Source organism: Actinoplanes oblitus (assembly GCF_030252345.1).
GTDB lineage: Bacteria > Actinomycetota > Actinomycetes > Mycobacteriales > Micromonosporaceae > Actinoplanes > Actinoplanes oblitus.
The window spans coordinates 9,326,118-9,347,648 of record NZ_CP126980.1 but is presented as its reverse complement, the minus strand read 5'-3'; the positions used below and the strand labels follow the sequence as shown (position 1 = coordinate 9,347,648).

The following is a 21,531-nucleotide window of genomic DNA, read 5'->3' as shown; positions in this document are numbered from 1 at the left end:
CGGACGCTAGGCGGGGGTGGCCACCGGCCAGACGTACGGGAGGTCGTCCGGGACGTCGCCGAAGATCGGGCGATAGGTCGCCGGGTCCTTGCGGAGCAGTGCGGACTGGTGGCTGCGGTGCAGGTCCGGGTCGCCGAGCCAGGAGGGCAGGCCGACCACCCGGGCGAGTTGCTCCTGGGTGCGGACCATGGTGATGCCCTTGGCCGCGCGCAGGTCGTCGACCAGGGTGCCGGCGCAGGTGTCGGCGCGGCCGGTCGAGGTCCACACCTCGCACATGGCCAGGCCGTAGCGGACCAGGGCTTCCTCGTAACCGCGCCACATCTGCACGGCGGGGTGATGCCGCCAGCCGTAGTCGGCGACGGTGAGACCGCGCAGCACCTGGATGGTCTCCACCCGCTGTTTGCCGAGCCGCTTCTGGTCCAGTACCCGCGCGCTCGCCAGGAAATCCGGATATGGCAGAAAAGTCTGCATATCCGGATTCTTCCCTGACCGGCGGGGGTGAAACTGTGGATCATCGGCTCGGCCGCAGCCGGGACCGCGGCCGCTATCGGCCGGATCGGCGGTGCGCGCCGCGCCCGGGATCAGCCGGATCGGCGGCAGGTGCCGCGACCGGGATCAGCCGGATCGGCGGGATGCGACGTGGTCGTGATCGGTCCCGTCGGGTGGCACGCGGCGCGACGCCTGGCGATCAGTTGCGGTCGAGCGGCTCTTCGAGCAGGCGCGGGTCGTCCACCTTGGACCGCGGGTCGCCGGCCTTGGACCGCGGCCCGGCCGCCTTGGTGTACGGCGTGACCGGGGCCGAGGGCGTGACGGCGACCGGCGGCGCGACCGAAGCCGACGGCGCGACCGAGGCGGGCGCCTCGGACGCGGGCAGCTCGGACGCGGGCGCCTCCGACGGGGCGACGGCGGCCGGCGGCGACGCCAGGCCCGGGCGGGCCGGTGCCGACGCGTAGGGCGACGCGGTCGGTGCCGCCTCCGGGAGCAGGTCGGCCGGGGTGACCGGGGAGCCGCCGAGCGGCAGCCCGGCCAGCGCGGCCCGGTTCGAGTTCGGGAGGCGCTTCGGCAGGCCGCGCACCGAGAGGTCGCCGTCCAGGTCGTCGAGCAGCGGGTACTCGCTCGACGCGCTCTCCAGGGCCGGGCTGCCGCCCATCATGGTGCGGCTGCCGTCGGGCAGCAGGCCGCCGACGATCGGGAGCCGGCCGAGCAGCGGCAGGCGGGCCGCGCCGGTGTTCGCGTCGGTGAACGGGACGCCCTGGAGCGAGCCGGCGAACCGGTCGCCGGGGCTGTTGTGGAAGCTGCCGCCGATCACGTCGGCGGCCGGCAGGGCGCGCCGGTCGGTGTCGCCGGACTCCTGCCGGGCCGGCCGCTGGGCCTTGCTCAGCGAGTGACCGGCGATGTCGTTCTGACCTGGCCGGATCGGGAACAGTCGCTGGCCGTCCTGGTCCACGGTGACCAGCGGCGCCCGGCCCAGCGGGTCGGTGCCGACCGGGCTGGACAGGCGCAGGCCGTTGGTCTTGGCCAGCACGTCGCCCAGCGGGTCGGCGTACGGCGCCACGGAGCTGATCGGGTCCGGTGACGTGTCGTCCGCCTGCGCGGGCGCGGCCCCGAACAGGAGGAATCCACCGGCGATCATTCCGGCTCCGGCATACCACAACTTACGCACTGATCTTCTCCAGACCACTTCGGACGATGGGTTTGCTGGAAATACCCACCAACTCGGACGAATGGTGTCGGATGGGGCAACGGAGGGCCCCACCAGGCGGTAACGGCTGACTACGATTCAGCACCGTGAGTGCGTCGCCCGGTTCTGCCGCTGATACCCGTCCCCACCTGGTCGTCTGTGGCGCCGACGCACTCGTCTGGACGCTTGCCGAAGAGGTGGCGAATTCCCGCCATCGGATTCGGCTCACCGTGATCACTCCGCCCAAGCTGCGGGCCGACGTGCCCGACCTGAAGGTGCTCGAGGAGCGCGGTGTCGAGCTGCGCCAGGCCGACCGGCTGGACGAGCGCGCGTTCCGGGCGGCCGGGCTGACCGGCGCCACCGCCCTGGCCCTGGTCATGCCGGACGACATGGTCAACCTGCACGCCGCCCTGTGCGCCCGGGAGGTCGAGGAGAAACTGCGGGTGGTGGTCCGGATGTTCAACACCGGGCTGGCCGGCAGCGTGGGCCGGATCTTCCCCGACCACGTGGTGCTCTCCGACGCCGAGATGGCAGCGCCCGCGTTCGTGGCGGCGGCGCTCGGCGAGGTCGCGCCCACCCACTTCCGGCACGGTGGCCGTACCCTCTATGTCGCCCACCGCGGCGATGTGCCGGACCGCACCGTGATGGCGACCCTGGCCAGCGGCGACGACGGTGCGGTGGCGGTGCTGCCGGCCGAGCCGCCGCCGGGCGCCGCGCGGCCGGACGACCTGGTGCTGGCCGAGGCCACCGGCCCGCCCGGCGAGGACGTCACCCGCCGGCTGCTGGCCCGGGCCGGCCGCCGGCGTCGCCCGCTGGCCGCCTTCGGCCGGGCGCTGCGCGCCGCGCTGAACCGCAAGCTCGGCGTCGCGGTGCTGATCACGCTGATCACCACGGTGCTGGCCGGCGCGGTGCTGAACGCCTGGGACGACACCCGGCACGACCTCTGGCAGTCGATCTACGTCACGCTGATGACAGCGGTCGGCGCGTCCGATGTGGAGGACCAGCGCAACGCTGTCGCGCAGGCCGCCCAGCTGGTGCTGACCATCGCCGGCCTGGCGCTGTTGCCGCTGATCACCGCGGCGGTGGTGGACGGCATGGTGAACGCCCGGCTGGCGCTCAGCCAGGGCCGGCTCGCCGGGGCGCTGCGCGATCACATCGTGCTGGTCGGGCTCGGCAACGTCGGCACCCAGGTGCTGCGCCAGCTGCACGACCTGGGCGTCCGGGTGGTCGCCATCGACCGGCACGCCGACGCCCGCGGGGTGAAATCGGCGCAGCGGCGCGGCGTACCGGTGATCGTCGGCGACGCCTCCCGCGAGGAGACGTTGCAGGCCGCGTCGATAGCCACCTGCCGGGCGCTCGTCGTGGTCTCCACCAACGACCCGGTGAACCTGCAGGCGGCGCTGCACGCCCGCGGCATCCGCGAGGACCTGCGGGTGGTGCTGCGGCTCTTCGACGACGACTTCGCCCAGCGGATCGAGTCGGCGTTCGACATCACCGCGTCGCGCAGCGTGTCCCGGCTCTGCGCCCCGGTGTTCGCCGCCGCCCTGCTGGACCGCAACGTGCACGCCAGCATCCCGGTCGACCGGCACGTGCTGCTGGTCGGCACGGTCACCGTGCGGGAGGCGTCGACTCTGGACGGTGCGCTGCTGAGCGACGTCGACCACCCCGGCCAGGCCCGGGTGATCGGCATGTCCGGCGCCTCGACCGGCGAGGAGTGGATGGACTGGCGGCCGGACCCGCGACGGGTGCTCGCCCCCGGCGACCGGATCCTGGTCGTCGCCCGCCAGCGCGCGCTGCGAGCCCTGGTCGAGAGATCGAAACCCTGACCCCGCTCGCCGGTCACGGGCCGCCGCGGCTCGCGGCGGCCGATTTCCGGTACGCCGGGCAGCGCGCTCCCGGCGTACCGGAAGAGGCTCTGACCGGAATCGCCGAAGCGGACCTAGACCGACAGCTCGTCGGCGTCGACGCCGAGCACCGCCTGCTCGTCCGGCTTGTTGACCAGCACCTCGGTCAGGTACGACTGGACCGCCGGGGCCATCCCGACGTCGCGGCCGGCGCGCTCGGAGAGCAGCCACTTGTGCTGGATGATCTGGGAGAAGATCTCCTGCGGCTCCAGTTTCCGCCGCAGCGCGGGCGGGACGGCGCGGACCACCGGCTCGAAGACCTCGGTCAGCCATCGGTGCGCGGCCTGCTGCTCGTCGGTCAGCGCGCTCTCCGCGCGGTAGGTGTCCAGGTCGTTGAGCAGCTGCCGGGCCTGGTTCTCCTCGGCGTCGAGGCCGGTCAGGCGCATCAGCCGGCGGGTGTGGTAACCGGCGTCGACGACCTTGGGACGCACCCGGTAGCCGTCGTCCACCGTCGACATGGACACCTCGGCGACGTCGAAGCCCATCTCGTTGAGCCGGCGGATGCGGCGCTCGATGTGGTGCCGGGCGTCCCTGGCGACCTCCTGCTCATAGGTCACCTCGTGCCACAGCCGCTCGTAGCGCCCGACGATGTCGTCGACCACCTTCTCCGGGTCGATCGACTCGTGCAGCAGCTCGGCGGCCTGCAGGTCGAGGCACTCGCCGAAGATGTTCAGCCGGAGGATCTCGATGTCCTCGCTGCGCTGGCCCTCGGAGAGTTTCGGGTAGAGGTTCCCGGTCTCGGCGTCCACCAGGTAGGCGGCGAAGGCGCCCGCGTCCCGGCGGAACAGCGTGTTGGAGAGCGAGCAGTCGCCCCAGGAAAAGCCGGTCAGGTGCATCCGGACGACGAGCGCGGCGAGGGCGTCGAGCAGCCGGTTCATGGTGTCCGGCCGGAGCACCCGGGAGAACAGCGCGCGATAGGGCAGCGAGAACTGGAGGTGCCTGGTGACCAGCACGGTCTCCAGCGGCTCGCCCGCCAGGGTCTGCCGGTCGGTGGCGATGGCGACCGCCTGCACGGCCGGGAAGTCGATCCGCTCCAGCGCGCGGAGCAGGTCGTACTCCTTCTCCGCGATCCGCTCCCTGGTCTCCTTCATCGCGTAGACCACGTCGTTGAGCTTGACGAAGCGCACGACGTGCCGGGAGATGCCCTGCGGCAGGGCGACCAGGTGATCCGCCGGCCAGTCCTCCAGCGGCACGTGCCACGGCAGGTCCAGCAGCGCGGGGTCGATGAGGGCGGAGGTGATGCGCACCGACCAAGTGTGCCCGGTCCGGCTCCGCGTCGTGCTCGTAGGTGGCTCGTTACACAGGTGCGAAAACGCCTACGACGTACCCGGGAGTGGCATGCGACGCAAGACAGCGATCGTCGTCGGAGCATGCGCCGCCCTCGTGCTGGCCGGGGTGGCCGGCGCGATGACGGCGAAGCACGGCGACGACGGTCCGGTCGGGACCTGGCAGCAGGCGCCCGGGGTGCCGCGTACGCCGGTGGCGGCCGCGCTGCCGTCGGGCGCGACGGTCGCCGTGCGGTCGGCTGATCCGCCGGCGCCGCGTCGGGCCTCGCCCACCGCCTCGCCGTCCGCCGTCCGCGCCACATCCGCCTCACCCGCCCCGGAATCCTCCCACAAAACGGACAAATCTCCGGCACGTGCGGAGCGTGTCCTGGAGTCGGCCGGGGTGGCGCCCGTGCGGCAGCGGGTGGGAGAGCTGCTCCACGTCGGCAAGCTGCTCGGCTACCTGGCCGGGCCGTCGCGGCAGACCTTCCGGTATCCGGGGGCGTCCTACGTCAAGCTGCACTTCGCCCGGATGGCCATGCTGCCGGGGGACTATGTCACCGTCTCCAGCGCGGACGGCACCGAGTCCTACCGCTATGCGGCGAAAAATGGTGGTAAATGGGCGATGTCGATCACGGGGGACACCGCGATCGTCGAGATCCATCGGGCGCTGGACCCGCTCGGGCTGCGTACCGCCCTGGAGGGGCTGGGTGTGCGGGTGGACCGGGTGGCGCGGGGGTTCAGTCGTACCGAACAGGCCCGGGTCCCCGAGCCGGCCGGCGGCCGGACCGGCCGGACCGGCCGCGAGGAGTCGGTCTGCGGCAGCGACACCTCCATCGACGCGGTCTGCTACCAGTCCGCGGACCCGGTCGCCTACATCAAGTCGAAGGCGATCGCCCGGCTGCTAATCAACGGGACCGAGCTGTGCACCGGCTGGCGGGTCGGCCCGAAGAACCGGATGCTCACCAACAACCACTGCCTGACCACCTCGGAGGAGGCGTACGACACCGAGGTGTGGTTCAACTACCAGTGCGCCAAGTGCCGTGGCGACGACGTGTTCAAGCCGACCAAGGTGTGGGGTGACCAGGTGGTCTCCACCGACCACGTGCTGGACTACACGCTGTTCAGCGTCGACGGCTTCGACGACGTGGCGAAATTCGGCTACCTCACGCTGGACACCGCGCGGCCGGCCAAGGGGACCGAGCTCTACGTGCCGCAGCACCCGGCCGGCGAGCCGACCCGGATCGCCGGGGCCAAGGGGGAGAAGGCCGGCAACTGCGCTGTCGACAACCCGGACTACACCGGGTACGCCGCGCACTCCGACGTCTCGTACTTCTGTGACACGGCCGGCGGCTCGTCCGGCTCGCCGGTGCTGTCCCGCAAGACCAACAAGGTGGTGGCGCTGCACCACTTCGGCGGTTGCCCCAATTCGGGGGTTCGTGGTGACCTGCTGGCCACGAAGTTGCGCGCGTACCTTTAACTTCTACGAATGATCCAACGCCGCGTCCTGTCCTGGTGGCCCGACCTTCTGCTGCTCGCGGCGTTCGGGGCACTGACCGTGGCGTTGATCGACGGCCACCTGCTGGGGCTCGACGAGCGGGTGGCCGCGTGGTCGCTGGCACATCAGCCGGCGGTGCCGTACTGGACCGCGCGGGCGCTCAACTATCTGGGGCAGGGCGGTCAGGTGCTCACCCCGGTGGCACTGATCCTGACCGGGCTGCTCGTGCGGCGGACGCACTCGCTGCGGGCGGCCCTGCCGGGCATCGCCGCCTACGTCGTGACATTTCTGACGATCGGGCCGATGAAGATCTTTTTCGACCGGGCCGCGCCGCGATACACCGGCCCGGACAAGGTCGAGATGTTCAATGCGGTGGCCAGCGGCAAGCTGAGCATGAGCTACCCGTCCGGGCACCTGGGCAACTCGCTGGTCTGGTACGCGGTCTTCGCGATCCTGGCGGCTGCCCTGCTGGGCCGAGCCCTGACTGGGTGGGAGTTCTTCGCCATCCGGGTCCTGCCGGTCGCGATCGTCTTCGTCACCACCGTCTACACCGGTTTCCACTGGCTCACCGACTCGATCGCCGGGCTGCTGCTCGGCCTCCTCCTGGCCCGCCTCCTCGACCGCATCCCGTGGGACCGGATCCCCCTGCCCGCCCCGCGCGGCTGGAACGGTCCCGCCTTCTCGGCCTCTCGCTGACCCGTCACCGGCCGGCGGTGCCGGAGAGCCGGTCGAGCAGGGCGGGGATCGCGGCGAGCAGGCGCTGCTCGTCCGGGGTGAGGCTGCTGGCTATGCGGGAGGCGACCCACTCCCGGCGGGCGGCTCGGTCGTGGTCGAGCGCCTCCTCGCCCGGTGCGGTCAGGGTGATCACAAAACCGCGGGCGTCGGCCGGGTTGGGGGCGCGGCTGACGAACCCGAGTTTCTCCAGCTCGCCGATGGTGCGGCTCATGCTCTGGTGGCTGACCCGGCGCAGCGCGGCCAACTCGCCGATGGTGCGTGGACCCTCGCGGCTGAGATAGCCCATCGTCTCGGCGTGCGTGCGCGGCAGCGAGTCGGCGTGCGCCCGGGTGGTGCGCACCAGCCTGCCGATCGCCTGCCGCAGTTGCTCGGCGACGTCCGGTAGATCGGGTTCGTTGCTCACGGCCATGGCCATAATGTACAACACTGTTGTACAACACTGTTGTACAAATGGCGCCGTGGTGCGTGGCGCCGGACGAGACCTGGAGGGTCACATGGAACTGACCAAGTTCGGCCATGCCTGCGTGCGGCTGGAGCGCGACGGCCGCCGGCTGGTGATCGACCCGGGCGGGCTCACCTCGGAGGACGCGCTGGCCGGGGCCGACGCGGTTTTGATCACGCATGAGCACTTCGACCACTTCAGCCCGGAGAAGCTGGCGGCGGCGCTGGCGGCGAACCCAGCCCTGCGGGTGTGGACCAACGAGTCGGTGGCCCGGGCCTTCGACGGTGATCCGGCGCGGGTACACGTGGTCGGCGAGGGCGACACCTTCACCGCGAACGGGTTCGAGATCCGCGCCTACGGCCGCTGGCACGCCGAACTGCACCCGGACATCCCGCGCGTGCCGAACGTCGGCTACCTGATCGACGAGGCGGTCTTCCACCCCGGCGACGCGCTCACCGTGCCTGATGTCGCGGTGCGCACCCTGCTCCTGCCGGTGCACGGCCCGTGGTCCCGGGTCGCCGATCTGATCGACTGGGTCCGCGAGGTCAAGCCGGAGCGGGCGATCGGGGTGCACGACGGTGCCCTGAACTCGCTCGGGGTCACCATGCTGGGCAATTTTCTGGGTGAGCAGGGGCCGGCTCCGACCGGGGCACCCTATGTGCACCTAGCGCCGGGACATTCCCAGACCGTGTCCTGAGGGTTGGCGGGGCGGGTTGGCTCTCGAGCCGCTAGACGTGCCTGCTCCCGCTTCGAGCAGCAGCTGCAACCCGCCACTCCGAGGTGACCGCTTCCGGCGCGCCGTTCATGACCCGCCATTTCTACCGGCCACCTGCCGCTTCTATCCGGCCGCCCCCACCTGCCGCTCCGACCGGCCCGCCTCCAGCGGGTCGCTCGCTCTTACAGGGCGCTCAGGTCGGTGGATCCTGCGATCGGACTCCTGCATGGGGGAGAGTGGTGCGGTCGGGGCCCCGCGGTGGGCTGACCTGCGGTCGAGCGTTCTGCGTGCGGCGGTTTCTGCGTGCGGCGGTTTCTGCGTGCGGCGGTTTCTGCGTGCGGCGGTTTCTGCGTGCGGCGGTTCCTGCGCTCGGCGGCCCCACAGTCACCGGGCCGCGCTCGCAGCCCACCCTCCCAAAGGGGGACCTTCCTTGGACAGTGTGGCGAATTTCGAGGGGCGCGACGAGGCGGGCTGTGGACAAGCGGGCAGTTGTGGATAAGGCGCGGGTTGCGCGGCGGTGCGGCTACGCAGGTGATGCGGGGGTACGGGTGGTGCGGGGGTGCGGGTGGCGCGGCGGTGCGGGTGGCGCCGCAGTCTTAGCAGCGCGGCTGTGCAGGTGCGTGGGTCCGGCGGTGGGCTGTGCAGGTGGCGTGGGGCAGGTGGCGCGGCCGTGCGAGGTTGCAGCGGCGCAGGGTGTGGCTGTGCGGGTGGCGCAGCGGTGCGGGCAGAGCGGGGTGCACGAGGCGCGGCTGTACGGATGGCGCACCGGTGCGGACAGCGCGGTGCGGGTCGTGCGGCGGTGCGGGTTGGCAGGGTTTCGGTGACCACCCGCGGGCCGTGCAGAGGGCGGCGATCGCTATGGACGCGCAGCGGCCAGATCGCCGGCCTCGGCCCGCGCGGGAGCATGCGATCCGCACCCCAGCGGACCTGCGCAAATAAAGATCGTGTGCCAGCTTGCCGACTCAGGCGGCAAATACCTGCTTGAGCGACAAATCCGCATCCAGCAGGACAACGTCGGCGCGCAGGCCCGGTTCCAGGGCGCCGCGGTCGGTGAGGCCCAGCAAGCGGGCCGGTGTCGTCGCGGACATCGCTACCGCGGACTGCAGGGGCAGGCCGGCGGCGACCGCGTTGCGCAGGGCCACGTCCATGGTCAGGGTGCTGCCGGCGATCGCGCCGTCGCGGGCCAGGCGGGCGACGCGGTCGGCTACCACGACGGCCTGGCCACCGAGGTCGTATTCGCCGTCGGGCATGCCGGTGGCGTCCATCGCGTCGGTGATCAGGACGGCCCGGGCCGGGCCGGCGGTCCCGGCGGCGAAGGCCAGCGCGCCGGGGTGCAGGTGGATGTTGTCGGCGATCAGTTCGACGGTCGCGGTCGAGGAGAGCAGGCCGACGATCGGGCCCGGCTCGCGGTGGTGCACCGGGCGCATGCCGTTGAAGAGGTGGGTCGCCACCGTCGCGCCGGCCGCGACGCCGGCGTGCACCTGCTCGTAGGAGGCGTCGGTGTGCCCGATGGCGGCCAGCACGCCGGCGTCGCGAAGCTGGCTGATCGCGGCCAGGGCGCCGTCGAGTTCGGGGGCTACGGTCATCATCCGCACGCTGCCCTCGCCGATTTTGATCACTTCGGTGATCTCGGCGGGCACCGGGTCGCGCAGGTATGCCGGGTTCTGCGCGCCGCAGCGGGTGGCGGAGAGGTACGGCCCCTCGAAGTGGATCCCGGCCAGGACCCCCTCGTCGACCAGCGGCTTGTAGGCCAGAGTCGCCGAGCGCATCAGTTCGAACGGCGAGCTGACCAGGCTGGCCAGCATCGTGGTGGTGCCGTGCGAGCGGTGGAACGCCGCCGCGCCGCGGGCCGCCGCCGGGTCACCGGTGGTGAACGTGTGCCCGCCGCCGCCGTGACAGTGCAGGTCGATGAAGCCGGGCACGATCACGTCGTCGCCGGCCGTGTCGTCCGGGGTGATCGCGGTGATCAGGCCGTCGGCGATGTCGAGGTGACCGGTGACGATCGCGGACGGGGTGACGATCCGGCCGGAGATGCGGGTCATGCGGGGGTCCCCAGGGAGTCGAGGGCGAGCAGGGCGGCGCCCAGGCAGCCGGCGGTGTCGCCCAGCTCGGCCCGGACGATCTCGGGGGTGCGGTGGAAGGTGACCCGCCTGGCGAACGCGTCGCGGACCGGCAGCAGCAGCCGGTCGCCGGCCTCGGCCAGCCCGCCGCCGAGCACCACCACGCCGACGTCGTAGAGCGCCTGCGCGGTGAGCAGGCCGTCGGCGAGCGCCTCGACCGCGTCCCGCCACACCTGCCCGGCCAGTTCCTCGCCGGCCGCGGCCCGGGTGGCCACGTCGAAGGCGGTGGCGTCGGGGTTGCCGGACAGCTCGGCGTACCGGCGCCCGATCGCCTTGGCCGAGGCCTCCGCCTCCAGGCAGCCGCGCAGGCCGCAGCCGCACGGGGTGCCGCCGGCCCGGACCGTGACGTGTCCGATCTCGCCGGCCGCGCCGTGCGCGCCGGAGTAGCCGGAGCCGTCCACCACCAGGCCACCGGCGATGCCGGTGCCGATCGCCACGAACAGCACGTGCCGCCGGCCGCGCCCGGCGCCGAGGCGGGCCTCGGCGAGGGCGCCGACCCGCACGTCGTGGCCGAGGGCCGCGGGCAGGCCCAGGCGGCCGGCGGCGAGGTCGCGCAACGGTACGTCGCGGAAGCCCACGTTCGCCGACCAGACCGCCACCCCGGTGGTCTCGTCGACCACCCCGGGCACCGCGATGCCGGCCGCCACCGGGGTGAGCCCGTCCGCCCGCGCCCTGCCGGCCAGTCCCTCGGCGACCGACAGGATGTTCTCGGTGACCGCGGCCGGGCCCCGGGCGGCCAGGGTCGGGTGGCGTTCCTCGTGGTGCACCACGCCGTCCGGGCGGACCAGGGCGCACTTCATCCCGGTGCCGCCGACGTCGAGGGCGATGACGACGGTGTCGCTCACGACAGCGAGTCGGGCAGCACGATGGAGCGGGACAGGCCGCTCGGGTTGTCCGGGTCCAGGCCCTGGGTGGTGGCCAGCAGCACCGCCACCCGCTGCGCGAGGACCAGGTCGGCCATCGGGTCGAGCGGGGCGCGCCCGCCGACCCAGCGGCCCAGCGAGGCGTACCCGCCGTGGTGCCGGCTGTGCACGAAGGCGGCGCCGCGCGCCTCGACCTCGTCGGCCAGGCCGGGCGGCACCTCGCCGAACGCCCACACCACCCGGCGCGGGCCGGCGATCGAGATCGGGCCGTGCCGGTAGTCCATCGCCGGGTACGACTCGGTCCAGAACCCGGCCGTCTCCCGGCACTTCAGGGCGGCCTCCTCGGCCAGCCCGACGGTCCAGCCGCGGCCCAGGAAGGTGATCTGGTCGGTGAGCGCCGGGTGCACCGGCAGCGGCAGCCGCACGGCCACCTCGGCGTCCATCGCCACGGTGTCCATGTCCTGGCCCAGGTGCGCCCGGAGCAGGGCGAGCGTGCTGGTGGCGAACCGGGTCTGCACCACCGACTGCTCGTCGGCGAAGTCCAGCACCACGGCGTGCCCGGCCACGTCGACGGCCGGCTGCGCCGGGTCGGCGGTGATCACGGTGACCGGGGTCTGCTCGCCGACGGCGCGCATCACGTCCAGGGTCTCGGTGGTGGTACCGGATCGGGTGATCGCGATCAGCCGGTCGTAGCGGCGCCCGTACGGGAAGTCGGAGGCCTGGAAGGCGTCGGTCTCGCCGTGCCCGGCCTGCTCCCGCAGCACCGCGTAGGACTTGGCCATGAACCAGGAGGTGCCGCAGCCGACCACGGCGACGCGCTCACCGCGGGCCGGCAGTCCCGGCGACGAGGCCAGTTTGGCCGCTTGCCGCCAGCAGTCCGGTTGGCTGGCGATCTCCGCCTTTACGTGCGTCATGGCTCATCCTCAGCGGTTGTGCTGCGCATTCAAGCTCGGTACCCGGGTATTTCGCGCGTTATTGTGCTCATGGGCCTGGCGCGGGGGCAAGTACCGCGCAGCGGCTCGCTTTGCTTCCCCGCCTTTCGCGCACTAATGTGCACACACTTACCATGAAACGTGCATCGGGGAGTGTCGGGTGGACCGGTACGCGCGGTGGAATGCCCTGCTGGAGCTACTCACGGAGAGCGGCCGGGTGACCGTCGAGGAGGCCGCCGAGCGCCTGGACGTCTCCCAGGCGACCATCCGGCGGGACTTCGATCAGCTCGCTCAGCAGCAGATGATCACTCGCACCCGGGGCGGTGCGGTGGCCAACGGTGTCTCCTACGACCTGCCGTTGCGCTACAAGAGCGCCAAGCATTCGGCGGAGAAGCAGCGGATCGGCGAAGCTGCCGCCCAACTGGTCAGCCCGGGTGCCGTGGTGGGCCTGAACGGCGGCACCACGATCACCGAGGTGGCCCGGGCCCTGGCGGTACGGCCGGACCTGAACGCCGTCGGTGAGGGTTCCCAGCTCACCGTGGTCACCAACGCCCTGAACATCGCCAACGAACTGCTGCTCCGTTCCCGGATGAAGATCGTGGTGGCCGGTGGCGTGGTGCGCCCGCAGTCCTTCGAGGTGGTCGGCCCGCTCGGCGGGGCGCTGCTCAAGGAGGTGACGCTGGACATCGCGCTGCTCGGCGTCGACGCGCTGGACGTGGAGCTGGGCGCCGCCTCGCACCACGAGGGCGAGGCGGCGATGAACAGCCTGATGGTGGCCCGGGCCAAGCGGGTCGTGGTGATCGCCGACTCGTCGAAGCTGGGCAGTCACGCGTTCGCCCGGATCTGCCCGATCACCCAGGTGGAGACCCTGGTGACCGACTCCGGTGCCACCCCCGCGACGATCGCGGCCTTCCGGGAGGCCGGGGTCGAAGTGATCTGTGCCTGAAAAACGAGCGTCGATCACTTAGGGTGCGGCGATGACCGCCGTACTCGAGATATCAGGGCTGCGGAAGACGTATCGCGGCCGCAAGGGTGTCCGGAAGGCGCTGGACGGCTTCGACATGGTGGTGGAGGCCGGGCAGGTGCACGGCTTCCTCGGTCCGAACGGCTCCGGCAAGACGACCACCCTGCGTACGCTGCTCGGCCTGATCAAGCCGAACGATGGCCGGATGGCGATCCTGGGCCGAGAGGTGCCCCGGCACCTGCCAGAGGTGTCCGGCCTGGTCGGTGCGATCGTGGAGAGCCCGCAGTTCTTCGGCAACTTCACCGCGGAGACCACGCTGTCGCTGCTCGCCGACGCGGGTGGCGTGAACCGTCTCCGGGTGCCGGCGGTGCTCGAGCTCGTCGGCCTGCGGGACCGGTCCAAGGAGCGGGTGAAGACCTACTCGCTCGGCATGAAGCAGCGTCTCGCGGTGGCGTCCGCGCTGCTCAAGGAGCCGAAGCTGCTGATCCTCGACGAGCCGGCGAACGGCCTGGACCCGGGCGGCATCCGGGAGATGCGCACGCTGATGAGGGACCTGGCCGCCTCCGGGATGACAGTGCTGCTGTCCAGCCACATCCTCGGCGAGATCCAGCTGATCTGCGACTCGGTGACGATCATCGCGGCCGGTCGGCGGGTGGCCGCCGGGTCGGTCTCCGACGTGCTGGCCAGCCACACCTCGACGACGGTCAAGGTGCGCCTGGAGCCGGGCGTGGACCTGCTCGGCGCGACCGAGCTGCTGCGCGCCGCGGGTGCGCAGATCACCCTGGAGAAAGATCACTTCACGGTGGGGAACGCCAGTAATCCGGCTCAGATCACCAAGCTGCTGGCGGATCGGCAGATCTACGTCTCCGAGCTGACCCCGGTCTCGGCGGACCTGGAGGACGTCTTCCTCGAGCTGACCGGCACCGCGCCGGTCGATGGGGCGAACCGGCAGGTGGACCAGGTGGCGGCGACGCGGAGCGGGTGGGGTCAGTGAGCCTTTATCGGGCGGAGATGCGCCGGCTGACCAAGCGGCGCTTCACCAAGTTCTTCGTGCTGATCGCGCTGGTCGTGCTGGGTCTGCTGGCCGGCGGCACGGCGTACACGCACGAGAAGACCACGGCGAAGACGCGGGCCGCGGCCGAGGCGGCGGCCGATCGGGATTACCAGGAACAGCTGCAGTTCGCCGAGCAGGCTCGGCAGGAGTGCCGGCAGAACCCGTCGAACTTCGGCGGCGACTGCGACAACATCAGCGGGCCGGCCCGCGAGGACATCTCGTCCGATCAGTTCCTGACGCCCCCGTTCGACTTCCGGGAGGACTTCGGCGTGCTGGTGGTCGCCTGGGCGGCCATGCTGGCGCTCGTCGCGTTCATCATCGGGGCGTCCTTCGTGGGTGCCGAGTGGAACAGCGGCGGCATGATGAATCTGCTGCTCTGGCGGCCGCAGCGGCTGCGGGTCCTGTCCACCAAGCTGGTCGCGCTGCTGAGCTGGCTGTTCGGGCTGAGCGTGCTGTCCGGAGCGGTGTGGACCGGGCTGTTCTGGCTGATCGCGACGCTGCGCGGGACCACCGAGCGGGTGACCCCGGGCGCCTGGCAGTCGATCGGCCTGACCGGGCTGCGCGGGCTCGCCCTGGTGCTGGTGGCCGGCGCGATCGGTTTCGGCGTCGCCTCGATCGGCCGGCACACCGCGGCGGCGCTGGGCGCGGCGATCGGCGTCATCGTGATCTTCCAGTTCGGCCTGGGCATCGTGCTCGAGCTGGCGCGGGCGAAATTCTACGAGGCATATCTGCTGCCGGCCTGGATCGGCGGATGGATGCTCAAGTCCTACGAAGTGGTCGACTACAACGCGCCGTGTGACTATTCCGCCACCAACGGTTGCGAACAGCCGACGTTCACCATCACCTGGCAGATGGCCGGCGGGCTGTTCGCCACGGTGGCGCTCATCATTGTGGGTGCCGCCATGATGACAATCCGTAAGCGAGACATCACCTGAGGTAGCGTACGCGGGGATCGCCGGCCGCCATTATGCTGATGATCCCCGCGTAGACATCCGAGCAAGCCGATCCGTGCCGTCAGGGAGTGCCATGCAGCCCGCCGCCGAACCGACCGGTGACCAGCCGGTCGAGGAGCAGCAGCACATTCCCGCCCCGCGGGCCCCGGAGCCGGCCACCACGGCCGCGCCCGCGCTCACCGAGCGGGACGAGCAGATCCTCGCCTTCGAGGCGAAGTGGTGGAAGCACGCCGGGGCCAAGGAGCAGGCCATCCGGGACACCTTCGACCTCTCCTCGACCCGGTACTACCAGCTGCTCAACGCCCTGCTGGACAATCCGGCAGCGCTCGAGCGGGACCCGGTCCTGATCGGCCGCCTGCGGCGTCTGCGGTCGGCCCGGGCCCGCACCCGGCGTCGCTGACCGCTGTCAGGCCTGACGCTTTTCGGCGTACGCCTCCAGCCAGGCGACCTGCGCCGCGTCGAGCGAGGGGCGCACCCGTTCGCGGGCGGCGCGCACGTTCGCCGGGGTGACCGTCGACGCCTCCAGCGAGTCGCGCATCGCGGCCAGTGCCGCCTCCCGGATCAGCGCCGAGCAGTCGGCAGCCGAGAAACCGTCCAGCTCCGCGCCGAGCGCGTCCAGGTCGACCGACTCGTCCAGGGGCACCGCCCGCGCCGACGCCCGCAGGATCGCGGCCCGGGCCGTCCCGTCCGGCGGCGGCACGTAGATCAGCCGCTCCAGCCGGCCGGGCCGCAGCAGCGCCGGGTCGATCAGGTCGGGCCGGTTGGTCGCCCCGATCACCACGACGTTGCGCAGGTCCTCGACCCCGTCCAGCTCGGTGAGCAGCGCCGCGACCACCCGGTCGGTGACGCCGCCGTCGGTGCCCTGGCCGCGGGCCGGCGCCAGCGCGTCCACCTCGTCCAGGAAGACCAGCGTCGGTGCCGCCTCCCGGGCCCGGCGGAACAGCTCGCGTACCGCTTTCTCGCTGTCGCCGACCCACTTGCTGAGCAGCTCGGCGCCCTTGACCGAGAGCACGTTCGCCTTGCCGGTCCCGGCGATCGCCTTGACCAGGTACGTCTTGCCGCAGCCGGGCGGCCCGTAGAGCAGCACCCCGCGGGGCGGGGAGACGCCGAGCCGCGCGAAGGTGTCCGGATAGGTCAGCGGCCACAGCACCGACTCGGTGAGCACCTGCTTGACCTCGGCCAGGTCGCCGACGTCGTCCAGGGTGATCTTGGCGACCTCCAGCGTGGACTCGGCCATCGAGGTGGGCCGGACCACGTCGAGCGCCGCCTCGAAGTCGGCCATGGTCACGGTCGGCGCGTCCGCCACCTTCTGCCGGAGCGCGGCCCGGACCCCGGCCTCCCGGGCCAGCGCGCCCAGGTCGGCCGCCACGAACCCGGGGGTACGCCCGGCCACGTCGTCCAGGCGTACGTCCTCGGCCAGCGGCATCCCCCTGGTCAGCACGCCCAGCTGCTCGCGGCGCATCGCGGCGTCCGGCAGCGGCACGGTGAGCTGGACGGCGAGCAGGTCCGGAGAGCGCAGCGACGGGTCGACCGCCTCCGGCTTGCTGGTGGTGCAGACCACCGCCGCACCGGCGGCCACCGTCTCGAGGAGCACCTGCCGGAACACCGTCGCGAGCGGGCCCGGCTCGGCACGGGGCGCGAGCGCCTCCACGTCCGAGATCAGCAGCACCGCGGGCTTGCCGCCACGCACCTCGCCGGCGAGGGCGCGCAGTCGCCGGGCGGCCGCGTCGTTGGTGAGCGCGGCCAGCTCCGGGGCCCAGACCTGGCGTACCTCGGCTCCGACCGTCGCCGCGACGGCCCGCACCAATGCGGACTTGCCGGACCCGGCGGGTCCCGAGACCAGCACCCCGAGACTGACCCTGGTGCCCAGCTTGGCGAGCACCTCCCGGTGGTGGAAGCCGAGGTCGAGCAACTCCTCCAGCTCCTTGGCCTGGGACCGCAGGCCGGGCAGGTCGTCGAGGCTCGGCGGCGGCACGTCGGGATCGGTGGAGGCGGGCGCCTCGCCCGGGGCCGTCGCGCCGGTGACCCGCCGGGCCGGGCTCGCCGCCGGCCCGTCCTGCCAGGCCACCACGGTGTCCATGGTGACCAGGGCGGCGTCGGTGTCCTCGACCCCGACGACGGTCAGCAGGGTGCTGGTCCACGCGTAACCGACCCGGTTGGCCAGGCTGCGCCGGGCCGCCTCGACCAGCGACCGGTTCCCGGCCTCGGGCAGCACGTCCTGCGGCAACAGCGACACGTCGTCGCCGGCGCTGACCACCTTGCCGAGCAGCGCGAGCCGCAGCATCTCCGGGGAGACCACGGCGACGATCTCCGGAGCCCCGGCCAATGTCACCCGGCGCGCCGCGGTCACCGGGATCGGACCGACGGTGACCTGCCCGCCGTCGCGCATCCCGAGGTTGCCCAGGGTGAGGTCGTCGGCGTAGAGCAGGGCCCGGCTGGCGTCGGCCGAGGCCTTGGCGGCGATCCCGGCGGTGACCCGGGTCCCGGCCAGCCGCACCGGGTCGCCCGGGCGCAGGGCGAGAGCGGCCATCACCTCCGGGTGCAGCCGGACGATGCCGCGGCGGGCATCCAGGGCCGCCGGCCGCAGGGTCACGGTCAGCGTGAGCTCATCTGCCACCGCGGAAGCCTCCGATTGATCGACAGGACGGACCGTAGACCGTCAACGCTAGCCGTCCCGGCGGCGGATCGGGTTTCACAGGTGCTGCTCAGCAGCGCCCGGCTAGGTTGGGCGCCATGTCTGCGTTACCCCGGGTGACCCGGCGCCGGGCGGTCACCGCCGCGGTGGTGCTCGTGCTGCTCGCCGCCGCGACCATCTGGGCGGTGCTGCCGGAGCGGGCCGCCTGGACCGCCCGGGACCTGCGGATCACGGTCCGCACCGGCCCCGCCGGCGACCAGCCGGTCGACCTGGACGCGCGTTTCCTGCTGCCGCGCGAGCGCTCCGGCAAGGTGCCCGCGGTGCTGCTCGCCCACGGCTTCGGCGGGTCCAAGGATTCGGTACGGTCGGACGCCGAGTCCCTCGCCGCCCGGGGGTACGCGGTGCTCACCTGGACCGCGCAGGGCTTCGGCCGCAGCACCGGCGAGATCCACCTGGACAGCCCGGACTACGAGGTCAAGGACGCTCAGCGGCTGCTCGACTGGCTGGCCGAGCGCCCCGAGGTGCGCACCGACGCGGCCGGCGATCCCCGGGTCGGCGTGGTCGGCGGCTCCTACGGCGGCGCGCTCGCCCTGCTGCTGGCCGGGCGGGACCCGCGGGTCGACGCGATCGTCCCGTCGATCACCTGGCACGACCTGGCCGCCGCGTTCCTCCCGCAGGCCGCCGCCACCGGCGCCACCGGGGTGTTCAAGAAGGGCTGGGCCGGCGCCTTCTTCGGCTCCAGCGCGGGCGGCGACAACCCGGCCTGCGGGCGGTTCGCCGCCGACGTCTGCCGGGCCTACCTGTCGATGGCCACCACCGGCGTGCCGGACGCGACCACCCTCGCCCTGCTGCGCGAGTCCAGCCCGGCCACCGTGCTGGACCAGATCAAGGCGCCGTCGCTGCTGATCCAGGGCGCTGTCGACACGCTCTTCCCGCTCTCCGAGGCGGACGCCAACGCGCGGGGCATCGCCGCCACCGGCACGCCCGTCCGGGTCGCCTGGTTCACCGGCGGGCACGACGGCGGCGCCGGCCCCGGCAACGATCAGGACCGGGTCGAGTACCTCACGGTGCAGTGGCTCGACCGCTACGTGAAGGGCGAGGGGAGCGCGCCCGGCGACGACTTCACCTGGTCGCGGGTGGCCGGGTTCAGCGCGATGGACCGGGACCTGGTGACCAACGGGTACTCGACCGGGGCGTACCCGGGCCTCGGCGGCACCGGCGGCACCACCGTCGCCCTCAGCGGCGCGGCCCAGCCGATCGCCAACCCGCCGAACGGCAACCCGGCGGCGATCTCCTCGCTGCCCGGGCTCGGCGGCCGGCTCAGTTCGCTGCTCAGCGGCAACGTCGCCACCGACGTCCCGGGCCAGCACGCCACCTTCACCAGCACGCCGCTGGCCGGCTCGATCGACGTGGCCGGCGCGCCGACCGTCCGGCTGCGCGCCGCCTCACCGACCGGCGAGGCGGTGGTCTTCGTCAAGCTCTACGACCTCGACCAGAGCGGCGCGCCGACGCTCAGCGCCGGCCTGGTCGCCCCGGTCCGGCTGACCGGCCTGCCGAAAGACATCGCCCAGGCGCGGCCGGTGACCGTCACCCTCCCGGCGATCGTCAGGCAGTTCGAGGCCGGGCACACGCTCCAGGTCGTGGTGGCCACCTCGGACCAGGCGTTCCTCACCCCCGCCGCCCCGGCCACCTACACCGTGGCGATCGACGGGCAGCTGACGCTGCCGACCCTGGTGGGCACGGCGATCGCGTCGCCCGCGGCGCTTTACTGGTACGCGCTGGGCGGGCTGATCCTGGTGCTCGCGCTCGGCCTCGCCGTCCTGCTGCTCGTCCGCCGAGCGCGCCGCCGTCGCCGGGTCACCACGGTGAACGCCGAGCTGGTGGACACGCCGTTGGTGGTGAGCGGGCTGCGCAAGGCGTACCAGGACGGGTTCGTGGCGGTCGAGGAGATCGGCTTCACCGTCGAGCGCGGCCAGGTCGTCGGCCTGCTCGGCCCGAACGGCGCCGGCAAGACCACCACGCTGCGGGTGCTGATGGGCCTGACCACCCCGACGGCCGGCGAGATCCACGTCTTCGGGCACCGGCTGGTCCCCGGAGCGCAGATCCTCTCCCGGGTCGGGGCGCTGGTCGAGGGGCCCGGCTTCCTGCCACACCTGTCCGGTTACGAGAACCTGCGGGCGTACTGGCGAGCGACCGGCCGCCCGTGGGCCGACGCCCGCTTCGACGAGGCGCTGGAGATCGCCGGGCTGGGCGACTCGGTGCACCGCCGGACCAAGAACTACAGCCACGGCATGCGCCAGCGGCTCGCCATCGCCCAGGCCATGCTCGGCCTGCCCGAGCTGCTGGTGCTGGACGAGCCGACGGACGGCCTCGACCCGCCGCAGATCGCCGAGATGCGCCGGGTGCTCCAGCGGTACGCCACCGACGGCCGCGCGGTGCTGGTCTCCAGCCACCTGCTCGCCGAGGTGGAGCAGACCTGCACGCACGCCGTGGTGGTGAACAAGGGCCGCATCGTCGCCGCGGGCCCGGTCGAGGAGATCGTCGGTGAGTCGCCGTCGGTGGCGATCGACGTCACCGACGTCCCGGTCGCCACCGAGATCCTCACCGGCCTGGGCGTCCGCTCGGTCACCCCGGACGGCGCCACCGGCCTGATCGTCGACATGAACGGCACCCCACGCGCCGAGGTGGTCGCCTCCCTGGTCCGCGCCGGCGTCGGCGTCGACCGGGTGGTGCCCCGCCGCCGCCTGGAGGACGCCTTCCTGGCCCTGGTGGGCGACAACTCCCGGGGAAGTGGAGACCGATGAGCACGCCAGCCCCGCACCAAGCCGGCCCAGCCCCCGCCGAGCCGAAGCGCACCGACGCGGCGGCGGGGTATCGGCCGTCGCGGACGATGCCGCTCGTCGCCGAGATCCGTCGCCAGGCGTCCCGCCGGCGCACTCAGCTGGCCCTCGGCTTCATGGTGCTGCTGCCGCTGATCATCCTGGCCGCCTTCGAGTTCGGCGGTGGCGGTGACGACGACAACGGCAACGGCGGCGGAGCCTTCAGCAGCCTCGTCGACCTGGCCACCTCCGGCGGCCTGAACTTCGCGCTGTTCTGCCTGGCGGTCTCGGCCGGCTTCCTGCTCGTGGTGGTCTTCGCCCTGTTCGCGGGGGACACCGTGGCCAGCGAGGCGAGCTGGGGCAGCCTGCGCTACCTGTTGGCGATCCCGGTCCCGCGGGCGCGGCTGCTCGCGGTCAAGCTGGCCGTGGCGCTGGGATACTCCTTCCTCGCCCTGTTCCTGCTGGCCGGCACGGGTCTGCTGGTCGGGACACTGCGTTACGGCTGGCATCCGCTGGGCAGCACCGTCGCGGCTCAGATCCCGCCGGGCCAGGGCGTGCTGCGGCTGCTCGGCATCCTCGCCTACCTAGCGGTGGTGCTGCTGGTGGTGGCCGGTCTCGCCTTCCTCCTCTCGGTCCTGACCGACGCCGCGCTGGGCGCTGTCGGCGGTGCCGTGCTGCTCTGGATCCTGTCGAGCATCCTGGACCAGATCACCGCGCTCGGATCGATCCGCGACGCCCTGCCCACCCACTACAGCGACGCGTGGCTGGGGCTGCTCTCCACCCCGGTCCAGACCGAGGACCTGGCCAAGGGCGCGATCTCCGCCATCCTCTACGCGGTCGTCTTCTGGGGGGTCGCCTTCTATCGCTTCACCCGCAAGGACGTCACCTCCTGACCCGTCCGTGTTCGCGCGTCCTGCCCCTGAGACGGAGTGGATCTCGTCCGGGGTTGTC

18 protein-coding genes are annotated in these 21,531 nt (G+C 72.5%); 10 read left to right on the top strand and 8 right to left on the bottom strand.

All coding sequences use genetic code 11. The features are described 5' to 3' along the window. Positions 1-6 precede the first annotated feature (6 nt). Both Actob_RS41720 and Actob_RS41715 read right to left on the bottom strand, forming a co-directional pair. Positions 7-471, bottom strand: a complete 465-nt coding sequence (locus Actob_RS41720) for an MSMEG_6728 family protein (protein WP_284917471.1) — start codon at positions 469-471, stop codon at positions 7-9. Between the two features lie 217 nt (positions 472-688). Continuing rightward, positions 689-1,663, bottom strand: coding sequence for a hypothetical protein (locus Actob_RS41715; protein WP_284917470.1), 975 nt, complete (start codon positions 1,661-1,663; stop codon positions 689-691). 125 nt (positions 1,664-1,788) lie between these two features. On the opposite strand from Actob_RS41715, the gene Actob_RS41710 reads away from it, so the two are divergent. Continuing rightward, positions 1,789-3,507 (top strand): NAD-binding protein, encoded by a 1,719-nt coding sequence (locus tag Actob_RS41710; RefSeq protein WP_284917469.1) that lies wholly within the window; start codon positions 1,789-1,791, stop codon positions 3,505-3,507. Between the two features lie 113 nt (positions 3,508-3,620). On the opposite strand, the gene Actob_RS41705 is transcribed toward Actob_RS41710, so the two are convergent. After that, entirely contained in the window at positions 3,621-4,832 is a 1,212-nt protein-coding gene (locus tag Actob_RS41705) for a DUF4032 domain-containing protein (protein WP_284917468.1), read from the bottom strand. A 91-nt stretch (positions 4,833-4,923) separates the two neighbouring features. Here Actob_RS41705 and Actob_RS41700 point away from each other — a divergent pair, with 91 nt between their 5' ends. Beyond that, positions 4,924-6,330 carry a trypsin-like peptidase domain-containing protein gene (locus Actob_RS41700; protein WP_284917467.1) on the top strand — a complete coding sequence of 469 codons (1,407 nt, stop codon included), beginning with the start codon at positions 4,924-4,926 and terminating at the stop codon, positions 6,328-6,330. Between the two features lie 9 nt (positions 6,331-6,339). Next, a complete protein-coding gene (locus Actob_RS41695) occupies positions 6,340-7,044 on the top strand; it encodes a phosphatase PAP2 family protein (RefSeq protein WP_284917466.1) in 705 nt (234 codons plus the stop codon). 4 nt (positions 7,045-7,048) lie between these two features. Here the strand turns inward: Actob_RS41695 and Actob_RS41690 are convergent, their stop codons facing one another. Then, a complete protein-coding gene (locus Actob_RS41690) occupies positions 7,049-7,492 on the bottom strand; it encodes a MarR family winged helix-turn-helix transcriptional regulator (protein WP_284917465.1) in 444 nt (147 codons plus the stop codon). Positions 7,493-7,577: 85 nt separating this feature from the next. On the opposite strand from Actob_RS41690, the gene Actob_RS41685 reads away from it, so the two are divergent. After that, positions 7,578-8,222, top strand: coding sequence for an MBL fold metallo-hydrolase (locus Actob_RS41685; protein ID WP_284917464.1), 645 nt, complete (start codon positions 7,578-7,580; stop codon positions 8,220-8,222). A 980-nt stretch (positions 8,223-9,202) separates the two neighbouring features. Here Actob_RS41685 and nagA read toward each other — a convergent pair. From nagA to Actob_RS41670, 3 genes are read right to left on the bottom strand one after another with little or no spacing between them, the layout of a single operon-like run. Further along, complete coding sequence (gene nagA / locus Actob_RS41680) at positions 9,203-10,282, bottom strand: N-acetylglucosamine-6-phosphate deacetylase (RefSeq protein WP_284917463.1); 1,080 nt, start codon at positions 10,280-10,282, stop codon at positions 9,203-9,205. Continuing rightward, on the bottom strand, positions 10,279-11,160 hold the full coding sequence (locus Actob_RS41675; protein ID WP_284922510.1) for an ROK family protein: 882 nt from the start codon (positions 11,158-11,160) through the stop codon (positions 10,279-10,281). The genes nagA and Actob_RS41675 overlap by 4 nt, the downstream gene beginning before the upstream one ends. A 41-nt stretch (positions 11,161-11,201) precedes the next feature. After that, entirely contained in the window at positions 11,202-12,137 is a 936-nt protein-coding gene (locus Actob_RS41670; RefSeq protein ID WP_284917462.1) for an SIS domain-containing protein, read from the bottom strand. 178 nt (positions 12,138-12,315) lie between these two features. On the opposite strand from Actob_RS41670, the gene Actob_RS41665 reads away from it, so the two are divergent. The 4 genes from Actob_RS41665 to Actob_RS41650 are packed head-to-tail and all read left to right on the top strand — an operon-like array spanning position 12,316 to position 15,526. Next, positions 12,316-13,101: a DeoR/GlpR family DNA-binding transcription regulator gene (locus Actob_RS41665; protein WP_284917461.1), complete on the top strand. Its 786-nt coding sequence runs from the start codon at positions 12,316-12,318 to the stop codon at positions 13,099-13,101. Positions 13,102-13,132: 31 nt separating this feature from the next. Next, a complete protein-coding gene (locus tag Actob_RS41660; RefSeq protein ID WP_284917460.1) occupies positions 13,133-14,113 on the top strand; it encodes an ABC transporter ATP-binding protein in 981 nt (326 codons plus the stop codon). Further along, positions 14,110-15,108 carry an ABC transporter permease subunit gene (locus Actob_RS41655; protein ID WP_284917459.1) on the top strand — a complete coding sequence of 333 codons (999 nt, stop codon included), beginning with the start codon at positions 14,110-14,112 and terminating at the stop codon, positions 15,106-15,108. The genes Actob_RS41660 and Actob_RS41655 overlap by 4 nt, the downstream gene beginning before the upstream one ends. 16 nt (positions 15,109-15,124) lie before the next feature. Then, the gene (locus Actob_RS41650; protein WP_284922509.1) at positions 15,125-15,526 is read left to right on the top strand and encodes a DUF3263 domain-containing protein; all 402 of its coding nucleotides are present in this window, start codon (positions 15,125-15,127) and stop codon (positions 15,524-15,526) included. A 6-nt stretch (positions 15,527-15,532) separates the two neighbouring features. Here Actob_RS41650 and Actob_RS41645 read toward each other — a convergent pair whose 3' ends face one another. Next, a complete protein-coding gene (locus Actob_RS41645; RefSeq protein WP_284917458.1) occupies positions 15,533-17,743 on the bottom strand; it encodes an AAA family ATPase in 2,211 nt (736 codons plus the stop codon). A gap of 116 nt (positions 17,744-17,859) precedes the next feature. Between Actob_RS41645 and Actob_RS41640 the strand changes: the two genes are divergently transcribed. Then, positions 17,860-20,565, top strand: a complete 2,706-nt coding sequence (locus tag Actob_RS41640; protein ID WP_284917457.1) for an alpha/beta fold hydrolase — start codon at positions 17,860-17,862, stop codon at positions 20,563-20,565. Further along, positions 20,562-21,473, top strand: coding sequence for an ABC transporter permease (locus tag Actob_RS41635; protein ID WP_284917456.1), 912 nt, complete (start codon positions 20,562-20,564; stop codon positions 21,471-21,473). The genes Actob_RS41640 and Actob_RS41635 overlap by 4 nt, the downstream gene beginning before the upstream one ends. The last annotated feature ends 58 nt before the right edge of the window (positions 21,474-21,531 follow it).